Annotated in this window: 16 protein-coding genes; 4 read left to right on the plus strand and 12 right to left on the minus strand. The window is 48.1% G+C overall.

All coding sequences use genetic code 11. The features are described from left to right. Window positions 1-286 precede the first annotated feature (286 nt). Window positions 287-2785, minus strand: coding sequence for an EAL domain-containing protein (locus VP504_RS19635; RefSeq protein ID WP_325895451.1), 2499 nt, complete (start codon window positions 2783-2785; stop codon window positions 287-289). Further along, window positions 2785-3864 carry a substrate-binding domain-containing protein gene (locus VP504_RS19640; RefSeq protein WP_325895080.1) on the minus strand — a complete coding sequence of 360 codons (1080 nt, stop codon included), beginning with the start codon at window positions 3862-3864 and terminating at the stop codon, window positions 2785-2787. Before VP504_RS19640 ends, VP504_RS19635 begins: the two co-directional genes overlap by 1 nt. Before the next feature lie 175 nt (window positions 3865-4039). Here VP504_RS19640 and VP504_RS19645 point away from each other — a divergent pair, with 175 nt between their 5' ends. After that, the gene (locus VP504_RS19645) at window positions 4040-5077 is read left to right on the plus strand and encodes a substrate-binding domain-containing protein (RefSeq protein ID WP_325895452.1); all 1038 of its coding nucleotides are present in this window, start codon (window positions 4040-4042) and stop codon (window positions 5075-5077) included. 311 nt (window positions 5078-5388) lie between these two features. Here the strand turns inward: VP504_RS19645 and VP504_RS19650 are convergent, their stop codons facing one another. From VP504_RS19650 to VP504_RS19670, 5 genes are all read right to left on the minus strand, one after another. Continuing rightward, complete coding sequence (locus tag VP504_RS19650) at window positions 5389-5841, minus strand: sensor histidine kinase (RefSeq protein WP_325895081.1); 453 nt, start codon at window positions 5839-5841, stop codon at window positions 5389-5391. Continuing rightward, window positions 5826-6590 carry a histidine kinase dimerization/phospho-acceptor domain-containing protein gene (locus tag VP504_RS19655; RefSeq protein WP_325895082.1) on the minus strand — a complete coding sequence of 255 codons (765 nt, stop codon included), beginning with the start codon at window positions 6588-6590 and terminating at the stop codon, window positions 5826-5828. The genes VP504_RS19650 and VP504_RS19655 overlap by 16 nt, the downstream gene beginning before the upstream one ends. After that, the gene (locus VP504_RS19660; RefSeq protein ID WP_325895083.1) at window positions 6587-7279 is read right to left on the minus strand and encodes a response regulator transcription factor; all 693 of its coding nucleotides are present in this window, start codon (window positions 7277-7279) and stop codon (window positions 6587-6589) included. The genes VP504_RS19655 and VP504_RS19660 overlap by 4 nt, the downstream gene beginning before the upstream one ends. Before the next feature lie 32 nt (window positions 7280-7311). Continuing rightward, window positions 7312-7575 carry a hypothetical protein gene (locus VP504_RS19665; RefSeq protein ID WP_325895084.1) on the minus strand — a complete coding sequence of 88 codons (264 nt, stop codon included), beginning with the start codon at window positions 7573-7575 and terminating at the stop codon, window positions 7312-7314. Window positions 7576-7643: 68 nt separating this feature from the next. Further along, window positions 7644-8189: a PepSY domain-containing protein gene (locus VP504_RS19670; RefSeq protein WP_325895085.1), complete on the minus strand. Its 546-nt coding sequence runs from the start codon at window positions 8187-8189 to the stop codon at window positions 7644-7646. Window positions 8190-8398: 209 nt separating this feature from the next. Here VP504_RS19670 and VP504_RS19675 point away from each other — a divergent pair, with 209 nt between their 5' ends. Then, the gene (locus VP504_RS19675) at window positions 8399-8905 is read left to right on the plus strand and encodes a GNAT family N-acetyltransferase (protein ID WP_325895086.1); all 507 of its coding nucleotides are present in this window, start codon (window positions 8399-8401) and stop codon (window positions 8903-8905) included. 48 nt (window positions 8906-8953) lie between these two features. On the opposite strand, the gene VP504_RS19680 is transcribed toward VP504_RS19675, so the two are convergent. Beyond that, window positions 8954-11161, minus strand: coding sequence for an esterase-like activity of phytase family protein (locus tag VP504_RS19680; protein ID WP_325895087.1), 2208 nt, complete (start codon window positions 11159-11161; stop codon window positions 8954-8956). A gap of 251 nt (window positions 11162-11412) precedes the next feature. On the opposite strand from VP504_RS19680, the gene VP504_RS19685 reads away from it, so the two are divergent. Together VP504_RS19685 and VP504_RS19690 are read left to right on the plus strand one after the other, a co-directional pair. Further along, complete coding sequence (locus tag VP504_RS19685) at window positions 11413-11889, plus strand: DUF3291 domain-containing protein (RefSeq protein WP_325895088.1); 477 nt, start codon at window positions 11413-11415, stop codon at window positions 11887-11889. 167 nt (window positions 11890-12056) lie between these two features. Then, window positions 12057-12410, plus strand: coding sequence for a VOC family protein (locus VP504_RS19690; RefSeq protein WP_325895089.1), 354 nt, complete (start codon window positions 12057-12059; stop codon window positions 12408-12410). 84 nt (window positions 12411-12494) lie between these two features. Here the strand turns inward: VP504_RS19690 and VP504_RS19695 are convergent, their stop codons facing one another. Genes VP504_RS19695 through VP504_RS19710 form a run of 4 tightly spaced genes read right to left on the minus strand, consistent with a single transcriptional unit; the run spans window position 12495 to window position 15988 of the window. Then, on the minus strand, window positions 12495-13124 hold the full coding sequence (locus VP504_RS19695; RefSeq protein ID WP_325895090.1) for a bifunctional 4-hydroxy-2-oxoglutarate aldolase/2-dehydro-3-deoxy-phosphogluconate aldolase: 630 nt from the start codon (window positions 13122-13124) through the stop codon (window positions 12495-12497). A gap of 31 nt (window positions 13125-13155) precedes the next feature. After that, window positions 13156-14103 carry a sugar kinase gene (locus VP504_RS19700; RefSeq protein WP_325895091.1) on the minus strand — a complete coding sequence of 316 codons (948 nt, stop codon included), beginning with the start codon at window positions 14101-14103 and terminating at the stop codon, window positions 13156-13158. Between the two features lie 20 nt (window positions 14104-14123). After that, window positions 14124-14516: a RidA family protein gene (locus VP504_RS19705; protein WP_325895092.1), complete on the minus strand. Its 393-nt coding sequence runs from the start codon at window positions 14514-14516 to the stop codon at window positions 14124-14126. Then, on the minus strand, window positions 14513-15988 hold the full coding sequence (locus VP504_RS19710; RefSeq protein ID WP_325895093.1) for an N-acyl-D-amino-acid deacylase family protein: 1476 nt from the start codon (window positions 15986-15988) through the stop codon (window positions 14513-14515). Before VP504_RS19710 ends, VP504_RS19705 begins: the two co-directional genes overlap by 4 nt. Window positions 15989-15993: the final 5 nt, after the last annotated feature.

Raw genomic sequence — 15993 nt, forward strand, 5'->3', positions numbered from 1 at the left:
TCGACCATTCACAAAATCTCTGTCCGGATGGGTCAGGCTTTTGGATTGCCCACACTGGCGGACGGGTGCTGGCTATGGTCAATGTCGCGAAGAGCGTCATCATCAACCCTCATGTGATAACCAACTTCTTGTGTTGGCAGGTGCAATATCCAGTTTTGCCCCCTTGTACCTTGCTTGGGATATCCACCGATCAGCGTGGAACCAGTATCACCGTTTCCACCTCACCAACGAAAAACAGCCCTGAAAAGGGCTGTTTTTGTCAATAATTCTGACCACATACTAAATCTTACTTCACTTTTTTAAGCCTGATTCCTTCACTTTGGGCTACCTTATCTGGGGCTTTACCGAGGTAATCCACCCAATCATCAACCGGCAAAGGTCTAGCAAAATAGTAACCTTGCGCTAAAGTGCACTCTAGCTGACGCAAAGTATCAACGTGGGGCTGGGTTTCTACGCCTTCTGCGACCACAGATAAATCCAGCACTTTTGCCAATTTGAGAATCGCCTTTGTAATTTCATAATCAGACGATGAAGAGTTAACGTCTTTGATAAAGCTGCGATCCAACTTGATGTAATCTGCCGACAGATTTTTTAGGACAGAGAGAGAAGAGTACCCTGTACCGAAATCATCAATTGCAATCTTGTAGCCTTTGGCATGAAGTGTTTCGATGGTCCTGACGCAGGTTTCAAAGTCCTGCATCATGTCCCGTTCCGTAATTTCCAGAATCAGTTGGCTCGGAGCACAATCTGTTTTATCGAGGATTGTTTGCAGTTGTTCGGCCAGATCCGTCATATAGAACATCCTCGCTGAGAAGTTGACGGAGATAAGAATATTGGAAGTATCAACCCCTTCACTTTTCCACTCGCTAATCAACCTAGCGACTTTGCCAAACACCCATTTATCAATATCGACCACCAAGTCTGTTTTTTCTGCAACTTCCAAAAAAGCTGAAGGAGGAAGCAGACCAAGCTTGGGATGTTGCCATCTCACTAAAGCTTCCGCACCGAGAATACTGCCTGATGTCAAATTTACTTTGGGTTGGAAGAAAACGGTCAGTTCATTTCTACGTATCGCATGATGCAGTCCACGACTTGTTTCAATGATATCATTCACTTCAGTTGTCATTTCGTCCGTATAAATACGGTAACTGTCACGGCCATTGCGTTTGGCATAGTACATTGCCGTATCCGCATTTCGGATCAGAGTTTCACCATCACAGCCATGATCAGGAAACTCACAGATCCCGATACTGGCTGAAACAAAGACGGTACTTTTATCGATGTAATAAGGCTTCTTAATTGCCTTATTGATTCGTTGAGCAACGAATTTCCCTTGCTCCAAGTTGGTTTCAGGCATCAGTATCATAAACTCATCCCCTCCCATACGGGCCACAAAGCCCGAAGTTCCGATCAATCTGGTGAGTTTCTCCGCAACATTCACCAGTAAATTATCCCCAGCCGCATGGCCTAAAGAGTCATTAATCGTTTTGAACTCATCAATATCCAGATAGAGAAGCAGGAATTTGGTGCCATTTTGCTTGGAGTGAGTAATTTGATTTGTGAGCTCTTTGGTAGCCAACAATCGGTTCGCAAGGTGGGTCAGTGGGTCGTGATGCGCAAGGAAATCGAAATTCTTCTTCTCTTCTGTGATGGCTTGATATGCTTCAGATAGCCGAGCCGCCATGTTGTTGTAAGCACTTTCAATGTGTCCCCATTCATCGGTTCGCCCTAGGTTAATAGGCCGCTTGGTCCCGCTTGAGACTAGGCGGTCAAATCCATCCTTAAGATCATCCAAAGGCTTTTGAATATGTCTGCTCACAACGTGATTGATCAGTAAAACAGAGAACAAAAACGCTAAAAGGCTAATGATGATGGCATTAAAACGGGATTCAGTGATCACATCTTCAAGCTGCGAAGTGAGTTGTAATGTTTGCTCTTGAACTCTGTCTTCTGTACTTTCCACAAGCTGTAACAGCCCTGCCTGAGCCTGAACAAGTGCATCCATCACGCCCCAACGCTGATCCAGATTCGCCCTAATTTTCCTCATCGTTGCATGGTATTGATTCAAAGTTCTCCTGATCTTAATTTTTTGCGCTTTGACCTCAGGGGTGGATATATCAAGGTTTTCCAAGTGTAACTGTAGAATATCTAGTTCTTTTTCCGCCTCAATGAGCAAGACTTTCTCGGTCTCAGGCGTTATGCGGCTATGGATATCACCCAGCATTTTCCCCACGGTCAGAAATGACTCCCGAAGCATGGCGATAATATCTAACTCATTGTTGTAGATAACCACCTTATCCTCACTGAGGTGCTCCAACTTGCTTGCTGCGACTGCAAACTCCAGCAAATTAAGCTGTTTGGCTAACTTAGCATCAATAGCTTTAGATTGTTTTAGGATTCGATTTAACGCTAATGAACTTCCGAGAAATCGATGAAAATTATCTATAAATGCATCAATCTTTTGCGAAAACTCCTGATTGGCAGAGAGATCTCTCAACCTTTGGAGTTGAAAATCGATGTTAAACGCCTCTTCCGAAAGTAGCGTTTCACTGTACAGGAACGTCTGCTCCAACAGCTTCACACGTGAAGTCAACGCAAAAACGCGACGACTGATTTCAGAGTTCACAATCAGCTCAGACACGTGACGTGAGGTTTCTGTTTTCAACGTTGATTCGATGTAGAAAAGCGAACGAATAACGATCAAAACAGCAAAGCTCACCATTAAAAGTGAGATCAAGCTAGAAATGATCAGTCTTTGAGTAATGCTGGTATTGTTCAAATTCATCATGGCTTCCATATCTTAAGATAGGCTTCGCGATAGCCATTCTTCGGATCATAGACACCACGTTCTTGCCTGCCAATCAATTGGCTGACGTTTTCAGGAGTCACCATGTGTACCTTGGCAGAATATCCACTTGGGGGAAGTTGGTTGAAAGCCCGGTTCAGTTCATCAGTGATCTGCCACCCATGCAGGTAGAGTGGTTCAGGTACCGTTGCCAATTGAAAACCACCATTATTGATACGTTTGTAGGCTGCACGGCTTCCGTCACCGGCAGAGATGTTTTGAGGTATCTGAATTTGTTGTTCAACGTTTGTCTCAAGAGAAGGGATAACGTAGTCAATGTAGAGGTCATTGATGGCGAGGATGTGGGTAATATCTCCACCGTATTTATTCCACAGACTTTCAAACGTCACTGGCATCTGTTCAGCAATTTTATCCAATGGCAGAGCGTTAACCTCTAAAACCTCACAGGATTCACAGCGCCTGATGGTGTCAGCCATGGCGTTCGCTTTGATGGTTGCAATTTTGTAGTTGGGGTCTGAAAAAATCAGTGTTTTGGCTCGCCCTCCGGAATTGACGATTGCGAGCATTGCCGCAATCTCAGCAACAGCAAGCGGATCAGTGGTGACATTCATGAAAAGGCCAAGCTCACTGTTGCCGCCGGCTAATTCAGTCGCATGCCAACCGATCACCACTATCCCTTGGCTTTTGGCCACCTTTAGGACCTCTTTATGTTTCTGAGCGTCAATACCACCAAGGATAATCGCGTCTGGTTTGAAGCTGATCGCTTTTCTTATTGCCGCCCCCTGCCGAACCTCAGAACCAAATCCATCGATAAACCTAAGGTCCCAATCAAGGTTTGAAATTGCCTCAGACACCCCTTTTCCAACACCATAGACCCCACCATTTCTCAAGTCAGATGCGACGTAAATGATGTTTTTATTGCTGACAACACTCGGACCTGTCCTGGGACCATCCCAGACATCGTCTTCAGATATCGCCCTATTCACCTTTTCCTTTGCGTAGTCGACGAAATATGTTGTCGCCGTTTCCGCAGAGCACGTCGTGACAAAGAAAAACATGATTAAAGTCTTGAATCGGGAAAAAATATAATTACTCAAGGAATGAAACCAGTCCAGTTTATAATTCTCATGTATCATTAATAATTATGTTAATAGAGTTTTTGCAGTTGGTAAACCATAAGGGTGGAAAATGAAAAGAAGTATCAAGGCTTGCCTAGTTTGTGCTTTGTTTGCAATGTCTTTTTCAGTTTTTACTAAAGAAAACGTAAATAACATTAATAATGAAAAGCTTAAGACCTTTCAGCAAACAGTGAGCGAACCTCCTGTGCCATTATTTATTGAAACCTTAAACAAACCTATACGTATTGCAATTATTTATCCTAGTGCAGATATCTCTGATTTTTGGATAAAAAACTTTAAAGCGATGACCAAACGGCTTCTAGCACTCAAAGTGCCCTACGAGGTACACGAATTCACTTCGAAGCAGATAGAACACTCACTACAAACACAGTACACAAAGCAGGTGCTCAGCGCAGAACAACCCTACGATTTTGTTATTTTTGGCCCTTCTGAACTCGATTTGCAGGCTGATAACATTCAGAAATTATCGGCGTCACACCAGTTCAAGACCTTCATTTGGGCATTCCATACGCCAAACGATGAATGGACAGCTCAACCAGATGCTTGGTTCGACTTTTCCAGTGCCATGGGTGCCGATGTACTTTGTGAGCATGCGATTAAATACCTGGGTAAAGAGGTTGAGTTTGCAGCAAACCGTGGAATTCCTGGCATCACAGACACTCAACGCTCTCAAGGCTTTATTGACTGTGTTGAACAGGAAGGGGATTGGCTGAACATTTATGAGCATTTCGGTCAATATCAGAAACTCGGCGGTGCTGACGGGGTTCGGTTGATACTGAACAACTTTCCTGAAGTGGCGATGATACATAACGCCAATACTGCCATGACGATGGGGGCTGTCGAAGCGCTTGGTGAAGCAGGGCGATTGTCTGACATTTATGTGACCGGTTGGGGGGGAACAGCTAAAGAAATCGAAAAAATTCGGGCTGGCGAGCTGGATGCTACCCCAATGCGGATGAGTGACGATTTAGGCGTAGCTACAGCTGAAGCTATTAAATATCACTTGCAGAATAGAGCCTCTGAAGTGCCTTTGATTTATCTTGGGCGTATCACCGTGGTTCACAACCAAATGGAAGAAAGGGAACTAAACCGGTTAACCAGAGAAGCGTTTCGCTACTCAGGCATTGAGTAGAAAATATGTAAAGAACCAGCATTTAAATTCTCAGGCGTGAGAATTTAAATGCTGGTTAAATAATAAATCCGCAATCACAACCCTCCCGGAAATAACAAATTAAATGTCCAATTCAATCATGAAAAAACAAAGGGGTTAATATGAAATAATTTTTATATTAACTCTCTTTGGGACAACAAAACACTTTCTGCTTCATCATATCTAAAAATATAAGTAAGGGCCTCAAGATGTTACGAGATTAAATCCGTTATACCCAAGTAACCTGAAGATGTTTGGGTATGAATTTTTAAAATACCTTTGAAAACATAATTCTAACGGACGGGGATGGACACCCTGACACTTAATCCCGGTAAAGCATCAAACAAGTCAATGTTGCCATAATGAAGGCCTGCGACCGCCTTTGCCAGTGACAAGCCAAGACCTAGCCCACCATCTGTGCGGCTTTTGTCCACGCGGTAGAGTCGCTCAAATACACGCTCTTTATCTTCATCCGCAATACCTGGGCCATTATCGCTCACTTCGAGCCACACCTTGCCACCTTCCGGTTTTTCGCCGCAGCGCAGGTATATATGGCTACCTGGTGGGCAGTATCGCAGTGCATTCTCAATCAGGTTCGCAACTTGTTGGATAAGCAGTTCACGGTCGCCATTAATCATCAACGGCGAATCTGGTTTCTCCACCACCAGCGTCATCAGTGCATCTTCCGCTACATCGACGTAAATCTCTGCCACTGTCTCTATGACATTGTTCAGGTCGAGTGCCATAAAGCGGCTTCGGCGTGCGCCGGACTCTGGGATATTCGTAGCAATGCATCGAAGATAGACGCCAAACGCTGTGAATCTTCCAGCGCTTTATCAAGCTCTTCGATAAATGCATCCTCGAGGTTTGGCTCAACCCGCTCCGCGTCCTCCCTCAATGTCAGCAGGTTGTGGCGCAAGCGGGTGATAGGCGTTTTCAACTCGTGGGCAATATTAGCTGAAATGTCGCTCATCGCCGCCACTGAACCTTCAAGTCTTGAGAGCATATCGTCAACAGAAACTGAAATGCGCGCCAAATCACTGGTGGTGTACTTAACTTGCGTGCGCGAGGAGAGATCGCCCTCAGCCGCTGCATTAAGCACCTTTTCGATCCGGTTGATGCGTTTTTGGCTGATGCGGCTCATCGCAATGACCAAGGCGACGGTGAAAATCGATACCAGCACACCGGCCAACACAAAACCGGACGCCAGCACAGCGAGAATTTCGTCGTCTTCAATCGGGTCATCATCCACTTCTTTGTGATGGCCCGTGGCAAGCTGCTGAGACTCTTTTACTATCTCGCGGTTTTGGTCTTTCAGTTCATGCTCGACATAAAAGAAGGTCACCGTCGCCATCAGTACCAGACTAATGATCGACACGCTGCCAAACATCAAACCTTGCTGGATCGCAGAGCTCTTCATCCAGGCAGGGAGAACAGCCAGTAACTTTCGCTTGGAAAAGTGGCGATGGAAAAAGTCAGTCACTCTGGCTTTCATTTCGCTTCGCCTTTTTGTTCAAGCTTATAGCCCACACCACGGACAGTCTGAATCAGCGTGTCACCGAATGGCTTTTCGAGCTTGTTGCGAAGACGGCTGATGTGAGTTTCCACCACGCTGGTTTGCGGATCGAAATGAATATCCCACACGTGTTCAAGCAGCATGGTGCGGGTGATCACTCTCCCAGGATGGCGGAGGAACAGCTCCAGAATACGGAACTCTTTCGGCTGTAAATCCAACGGCTGCCCCTGACGGGTGGCGGAATGCTCAAACAGGTTCAGCACCACGTCGCCATAATTGATTTCAGGGCTGGCTTCGGTGGACTTCAACACAGAACGGCGGGAAAGCGCGGTGACGCGAGCCAACAGCTCAGAAAACGCGAAAGGCTTGGTGAGGTAATCATCACCACCCGCTTCCAAACCCTCTACGCGATCGTCTACACCGCCTAGGGCGGTCAGAAAAAGAATCGGCGTGCCAACCTGAGCCGCACGCAGCGCTTTTACCAAAGAGAGGCCATCCAACCCCGGCAACATTCGATCGACAATCGCCACGTCGTAGCTTTCTGCCATACAAAGCGTGAGCGCATGCTTACCATTGTCGGTGACTTCAACCTGATGGCCTGCTTCACGCAGGCCTTTTTCTACAAAACTACTGAGGCTGGTATCGTCCTCGACCAACAACACGCGCATAGGGGCTCTCTCTGTTCGGATAACATTGCGGCTTACACAGCCGCAATCGGTTCTTCGTCGTTTCTCTTATCTGTCGGGTTGGCGATGTCGTTATACATCTGGCGTTGTTGCCATTTTGCCATAATGATGGCGGCAACCCCTGCCATCAAACTGATTCCCAGTGTAACCAGTCCCAGCATAAATAGTAGTGAGAAACTCACAACACCCAGAATTGCCATAGGTGCCTCTTGAACAACACGTTTCACCATCTCTTTTGCGCGTTGCCACATTGATGTGTTTTTGTTTTCGTCGTTCATATGTACCTCCAAATGGGGGCGACACCGCCCCACAGAAATATTCGAATGGTCTACTTTTCAGCGTGGGTTTACTTCGCTGCTACCGCATTGATGCGGGTTTCAACGCGTTTGCCATTTGCATCCAGAAGCTCTACTTCATAAGAAGGCTGGCCGCGGTGGTCATCTTGCTCAATGCTCCACGCTTTACCGCCTACCTGGGTTTCTGCCTGCATCAGCGCTTGTTCCAGTGACAGGTAAGTCCCGTCTTTGATGCCAGACAACCAGATTGCGTCTTCGACATCATCGTCATCGTGGTGGTCGTCATGGTCGCGACGGGTTTTCGTCAGGATCACTTCTCCTGTCGTCGCGTTCACCACGGTTTTGATTTCTTCGCCGGTCTCGCTTGCCAGCTCAATCTCATACACAGCCTGACCCATTTCCACATCGCGTTCCGCTTCAAGTACCACGCCACCTGTTGCGTTTTTGGCGATTTCAACCGCCTGAACCAGGCTGACTGCATCTTCATTCAGTGACTTTGGTGCGTCACCCGCGTTTGCAGTGCCTACCGCCATCATGGCGCTCAGACCCAATACAGCAGAAATAGCAGCAGGCTTAAAAATCATTGTCTTTTTCATGGTGTCATCCTCGTTATTGGTATTCGCGGACAAGGACGTTTCCCTGTCGACGTAGATACTTTAAGTGAGAGGGCTTTCGCCAACTTTTCGCGAACTATACATTTTTGTAAGGTTTGGATTGTCCAGATGTCTTAAATGAGCGCAGAATAGAAACTTAGTTGCACTTCATTCAAAATTTACAATGTAAACAATGAGGTTAGCTCTCTGACATGGAGACTGTTTCCCTATTACCACTCAGCCTGTCTGATTGCCCGGCATTATTGGATTTCGAACGCCGTAACAAAACCTGGTTTGAGCAATTCATTCCGCCAAGGCCCTCGGGCTATTTCAATCTGGCTGGGCTCACCGATGCCACTCGTGAACTGGTAGAAAACCAAAGCACTGAAACCCATCTGATGTATGTGATTTACGATGGCGACAAAATCGTTGCCAGAGCTAATATTCATACCATTTACGACGACCATGTTGAGATTGGCTATCGCGTCTGTCAGGAATATTTGGGCAAAGGTATCGCCAAGCGCGCATTACTGGCATTGGTGGAAGTGTGTCGTGAGCAACTTGATGTGGGCTATGTAGTGGGAAAAGTGACTTCGGGTAACCAAGCCTCTATCAAAGTGCTTGAGAACGCCGGGTTTGCTTACCAAAGCAAAGCGTTAAACGCGACGTTGATTCAGGGACAGCACCTCGATTTGTTGAGCTACCAGTTAATCCTTTAAAACAAACCGCCGGAATTGCGCCGGCGGTTTGTTTTTTGGGTCGTTGGATTACGGACGCAAGGTCGCAAAATCCAGCGCCTTTCCATCTTTGGATAGCGGGAAGAAGAAGGTCTCACCGCTGCTGTCATCCACACCGTCATTGTCGGTGACAGCAAACGCTTTACCGTCTTTAGTAATCGCAAAGCCTTCAATCTTGTCCGTCACGAAGCCACCCGGCGCTTTGAGATCCGGAATGAAGTCGTATACCACTTCTTTGCGAACCAATGGCAACTCCCCGCCCAGTGCCACTGGCTTTGCATCAGACAGCAGAACACGGGTCAGTTGCTTCACTTTCGCCACGTCACCAATTTGGTTATCACGCTCAATGATGTAAAGCGCACCTTCATGTTCCGTGATTTCAGACAGACCTACCCAGCCTTTTGAAGCAGGTTCAGTCGGGTAGCGCACCGCTTTCCACTCTCCGGATTTGGTGTTGTATTGCACCAGTTTCACCGTGTTTTCAGGGTCGTCTTTCCAGCTACGTTGAATGGCAATCCAGAGGTCGTCGCCCACGCGGGTGATACCTTCTGAACCGTAACGCTTTTCCACGGCCAGCAATTTAGCTGGAAATTCGACGGTTTCCACGATGTTGCCATTCGCATCAGTGCGATACAGGGCGTGTGGGATCTCTTTGTCAGTGCGCCCTTCAGACGCTAACCAGAAACCGCCTTTGCCATCTGTGGTAATCCCTTCCAAGTCCAATTTCTTCGCTGGTTTGCCGTCTTTCATCACAGGAGTACGCTTTGTGATTTTGGCTGGCATGGAAGAAGCGTCGACCACAAAGATAGAAGGTTGGGCTTTGTAAAAGCTGTCGTTCACGGCATACAAGGTGTTTTCGTTGTTTGGATCCGCAACCAGACCTGACAACGCCCCCCATCCGATGGGCTTACCATCAACCATCACAGATTCAATTTGTGGGTAAGAGGGTTCTTCATTGCCAATCTGGTAAAGCATGACATGGGCACGCACGCCACCATCTTCAATCAGATCTTTCTCGTTGGCCGTCGCCAGCAGACCACGCTGTGGGATCGCAACGGCAGATTCAGGTGCAATGCCAGATGGTAGTAATTGAACAAACTCTGGTGCTTTACCTGTATCGCGGTAAACGCCGACGACTGAACCTCGCTCAGACAACACAAAAATGTATTGCTGGCCATTGAAAGTACCGACTTCCAAACCTTCCGGCTCTGCGCCTTTGTTACCAGAGCGTTTTTCCGGGTAGTGACCCGCCATCGCGATGCGGTATTCCAGATCCAGACCCGACTCAAACAGCACGTCGCCTTGCTTGTTAAAAATGGTGAAGCCGCGCGAGCCGCCTTCGTAGTCACCTTCATTGGCAATGACAAAGCGCTCGTCATCCAGCCATTTCACCGCATCCGGTTCGCGCTTACGGTTCTTCTGGGTGCCATCAAAGGTCAGGGCACGTTCTTCATCCAAGTCGACGTTATCCAAATCAACTGCGCCGGCAGGGAAGTGCGCAAGTACTTCGCCTTTTTTACCATCAACAATCACCAAGTGGTTGTTCTCTTGCAGGGTGACCACGATTTCGCCAAGGCTGTTGATATCTACAAATTCTGGTTCTGGATCTTCGGGTGCGATGTCGGCTAAGCCTGTCATCGCCACTTTTTTCTGAGCCTCACAAGCAAGCTTGCCATCTCTAACAGGTACCAGCGCAAGGTGACCGGCTGGGAATTGTGGAAGCACACCATCATTTAGGTCTTCATCTCGCTCATTTTCAATCGCCACAGCGACGAAGCTGCCATCTTTTGCCACGGCAACAGAGTCCGGCTGGCCACCAAGTTCGCATTTTTCTATACGAACACCTGTAGTCAGATTTCGCTGTTCAAGATAGCCAGACGGCTGAGTGTAACTTTCTGAGGTATTCACGCCGGTGACAAAAGTATCACCCAGAACGTCAATCGAGGTTGGCTCACCATTCAATGAAACAAAGCCTTTCCCTGTTGGTTTTTTCGGGTTGGTGATATCCAGCATCCCCACGCCTTTCAACGGGCTATCGGTGTAAACCAATGTGTTGGCGTCTTCACTGACAGCAATGATTTCCGCAGAGGTTTCGTGACTTTTTTCTACGCCCGGTGGGATGTTGTTTGCCGTCGATACCGCGCTAATACGCTGGAATGAAGATTGCTCTGCGGCATGCAAACCCGCGCTGACTGACAGTGCCAACACAGAAACGAGTAGGTTGCGCTGCTTACGCATGGGGAAACTCCTTTATAAACCTATCACCAAATTCTGGGACGCTACCTTTACGACTTTAGGTTTCACTTCAATGACGCTCGCATGGCAGTTAGGTGATAGAGGTGAAATTTTGTTCAATACCCGCATTTCCATGTCTGGTAACTTCCACATGACTGAGAGAGTGAGACGCACTCCTCGCATCGTCTTAGGGTGACTTTACCCCTCTGACGATTCGTGGGAGGTTGATGAACAGACAAATTAGGGAGAATGGAATGCACCTAGCCGAGCTAAATATTTCGTTTGCAAAAGCCAATATCGACGACCCACTTTTGAAGGACTTTGTCGATAACATTCCCTCAGTCAATGCGACTGCGGAATCGTTTCGTGGGTATGTGTGGCGCTTCAAAGACTCCTACAGCAAGGTGCTCAGCTACCGCCTGTTTGGTAACCCTAATACCCTGATTAACCTCTCTGTTTGGGAATCAGCCGATGCACTCAAACAGTTTATGTTCAAAACCCATCACGTGGACATCATGAAGCGCCGCAATGAATGGTTTGAAAAACCAAGCTCACACAACTTTGTGATGTGGTGGATTCCTGAAGGACACATCCCTTCTCTGGAAGAAGCAAAAGATAGGCTGGAACATTTACGCGAACACGGTGAGTCAGAATACGCCTTCACTTTTCGTCAATTCTTCGAACCTTCAGATTCAGGTGCAACAAAGGAAACAACTCAAAGCCGAATGTAACCCACTTCACCGCATGGCATTTTGATTACGTTTTAAGACAGTTTGTTTTCAGGAAGTGGCTTTTGATCTCAAAGCGATCAACGTCCTTCATTTAGGATAACTTCAATCATCTTGAATGGCTGCGCGGCCGGACATAGTCGCGTTCCTGACGACCTTGGAGTGCGCCAATGAACCAACACGGTAAACTGAACTACGTTGAATTTCCCGCCTGCGACCTGTTAGCCACCAAATCCTTTTTCTCTGAAGCTTTCGGCTGGACCTTCACCGATTACGGCCCTGATTACACCGCCTTTTCTGACCAGGGATTGGATGGCGGCTTCTTCCGCGCGGAGATGTGTTGTGAGACTTCAAGCGGCGGCGCACTTTTGGTGTTTTACAGCGAGTCGTTGGAGCAGACAGAAATCAATGTAAAGCAAACTGGCGGCAAGATCGTAAAGCCGATTTTCGAATTCCCGGGTGGTAGGCGTTTTCATTTTACTGAGCCAAGCGGCAACGAGTTTGCCGTCTGGTCAGATAAATAACGGTTGGAGAAATCAAACGGAAAATGCCAGCCACCCAAGTCAACAGATGAGTGTAGCTGGCATTTTTGAGCGTCACATAGCGGCTTACTCAACCAAAGCAACAGCTTCACTGATTAGCTTACCGAGTCCATCCCAATCGCCCTCTTTCATCAGCGACCCCGGCACCATCCAGGTCCCACCGCAACAAACCACACGATCAATACTTAGATAATCTTTGACGTTTTTTGGGCTGATCCCACCTGTTGGCATCATCTGAATATCACGGTAAGGCGCTAACAGTGCTTTCACCATCGCAACACCACCTGAGGCTTCGGCAGGGAAAAACTTCACAAAGTTCATTCCCAACTCCAGTGCCTGTTCGATTTGGCTTGGGTTGTTGACCCCTGATACCATAGGAAGACCAATCTCCTTGCAGTGTTTCACCGTGTTCGGGTTTAAGCCCGGTGCGACCGCAAACATGGCCCCCGCGGCCAGTGCATCATCCGCCTGTTTTGCGGTAAGCACAGTGCCCGCGCCCACCAGCAAATCTGACTGGCTTTCACGCATAATTTTGATGGCTTCAGCTGCCGCGTCAGTACGGAAGGTGACTTCCGCAACCGGAAGGCCATTTTCTACCAGTGCTTTTGCTAAAGGCGCAGCATGTTTGATGTCATCAATTTGAATAACCGGTACGACTTTATATTTCGCCAGTTCATTAAAGATTGTTGTGCTCACAGGTGGGCTCCTGAAAATGTCCTGTTCATGTTCATTCGAATACTGATGTATCTGGCATGGCGGATTTTTCTATCACCGCGCCGGGATACTGAATCACTGTAGAGGCTAATTTGTGTGCCAGCGCGGCCCGCGTCGGGATTGGCCATTGCTTGATATATCCCGCCAGATAGCCAGCAGCAAATGAGTCTCCCGCCGCACAGGTATCAACCACACGCTCGACGCTTTCACCCGCAATGGAAAACTGCTGGGGTTCTGCGCTCTGCAAACCCGTCACGACTGAGCAGGGTTCTGCCCCACGCTTGATCACCACTTCCTGGCAACCAAAAGCTTGGCAACGGGTTTCTATGTCCCGATCCCCCCAAACCGCCTCGTCATCATCTTCAGTGATCAGCGCTAGATCGGTCACACTCAAGCACTCGCCATACCACTCCTGAACTTCTCCTTCCTGCCAAAGCTGAGGACGATAGTTGTTATCAAACACTATGGTTGTGCCCTGACGCCAGGCTTCGCGGATGAGTGACAGCAGCTTATTTCGACCCTCACTGGGCAGAATAGCAACGCTAATACCGCTGAAGTACAGTAAATCCAGCCCTTCACCTTTGATGATTTTCTCAAGCGGAGAGATATCATTGAAATAGCGTTTAGCAGCACTGTCACTGCGCCAATAGTGAAACGTACGTTCACCGTGAGGGTCGGTTTCCACGAGATATAATCCCGGCATTTTTCCAGATAGACGTGAAACCAGCCCGGTCGCGATACCTTCACTCTGCCAGTTTTCCAGCATCTCATCGCTAATGGCGTCGTCACCGAGTGCAGTAGCGAAGCTGACTGTCACTTCACCCTTTGATAACAAGCGGCTCAGGTAGAGCGCAGTATTCAGTGTATCGCCGCCGTAGGATCGCGAAAGTGGCTCTCCACTGAGCTCCACCATACATTCACCCACCAGTGCAACGTGATAACTTTGCTTGTTCATTTCCATTGACTCGGCACGGTATCAGATCAGGCGCGATCTGCTCGGTAGCAGGTCACATCGACTTCGACTTTCACATCCACCACCAGATCACACACCATACAGATACGGGCTGGGGGATGTTCACCAAAGAACTCTCTAAAGACTTTATTGAAAGACTGGAAATAGCGCGAGTCTGTCAGTACCACTTTCACGTGCACCACATCAGCCAAGGAATAACCTGCCTCTTCCATGATGTCGACACAGTTCTGAATGGCCAAACGGGATTGGTCAACAATACCGCCTTCCACCACTTCACCATCAATCATCGGGGTTTGGCCAGAGACATAAAGAAAACCACCCGCTTCAGTCGCGCGGGAGAAAGGCAGGTGTTGCCCACCTGTACCCGTGCCGCCTTCTGCGCCATATCTTTTAATTGTCATGAATTTATCTCCATTATTTGGTTGTTAGCGGGTTCGGTAAATTTACGCCGCAGAAAACGGCCATGTCGTCCCTGAACCCCTTTTGATAGTTGGTAACTGATTTTTCCGTTGACCCAGACAGTCTGAATGCCTTTTGCGACCTGCTTAGGCTGATGAAAATTGGCGGTATCACTGATTTCATCCGGGTTGAATAACACGAGATCAGCAAAGTAACCCACTTTGATTTCGCCGCGTTTGGTGAGGTTAAAGCGCCCTGCCGACAAACCTGTCATTTTGTGAATAGCCGTAGTGAGCGGGAAGAGGTTTCTCTCTCGGCAGTAGTAACCCAGTACCCGTGGAAAGGCGCCCCATAATCGGGGATGTGGATGAGGGTCATTCGGTAACCCGTCCGAGCCAATCATGGTGAGCGGATATTGAAGAACGCGCTCCACATCCTGAGCATCCATGTTGTGGTATACCGCGCCCGCAGGCTGAAGTTTCTTCGCAGTTTCCAGAAGGCTCAGATTCAGGTCACTTGCGATAGAGGAGAGCATTTGTCCAGCCAATTCAGGAAGAGGATCAGACCATGTGACAAAGATGGGATATTCGTCAGTCACCTGATTCAAGTCCAGTGTTGAGGAACTGGCAGAATACGGATAACAATCACAGCCAACTTCCTGCTGTTGACGAACCTGTTCTATTTTCCCCAACACTTCGGTGGTGCGTCCCCAGTTGCCGGCTCCTGCACATTTAAGATGAGAAATCACTACTGGCACTTTGGCCGACATACCTACACGAAAGGCTTCATCCATTGCCCCCAGAATACCTTCAAACTCAGTACGCAGATGGGTCGTATAGATAGCATTGACCTGCGTAAGCTCTTGGGTCAGCGCCAGTACTTCGCTTTCTTCACAGCTATAGGCACTTGCGTAGGCAAGGCCGGTACTTAACCCCAACGCTCCTTCATGTAGCGCTTGCCTGAGCGCTTTTCTCATCGCTTCAATTTCGTCCGGTGTGGCAGTACGGTAAAGATCATCCATCACGTTGTTCCGCAACGTGGTATGCCCCACTAACGCTGCCACATTTACGGCAGGTTGTGCGAGATTCACAGCCTCGACATAGCTGGCAAACGTTGGATACTTAAAGTCTTTTTGTTCCCCAAGCAGATTCATCGGATCGGGCGGTGCCGTTTTCAGTACCGCCGGAGAAGCACTGATCCCACAGTTGCCGACAATCGTCGTCGTCACACCCTGGGAGATCTTGGGCACACACTCAGGCATACGGATCACATTGGTGTCATCATGCGTATGCACATCAATAAAGCCAGGGCTGAGTACCAGACCATGAGCGTTGAAGACCTTGCCGGTATTGGACGTATCAAGCTGGCCTATCGCTACAATTTCATCACCAGTCAGCGCAACGTCAGCCACAAAAGGCGGCTGATTCTGGCCATCAATGATCGTTGCACCCTTAATTACGTTGTCATATCTCATAGTGG

The organism is Grimontia sp. NTOU-MAR1, assembly GCF_035758505.1.
In the GTDB taxonomy this organism is placed as follows: Bacteria; Pseudomonadota; Gammaproteobacteria; order Enterobacterales; family Vibrionaceae; genus Enterovibrio; species Enterovibrio marinus.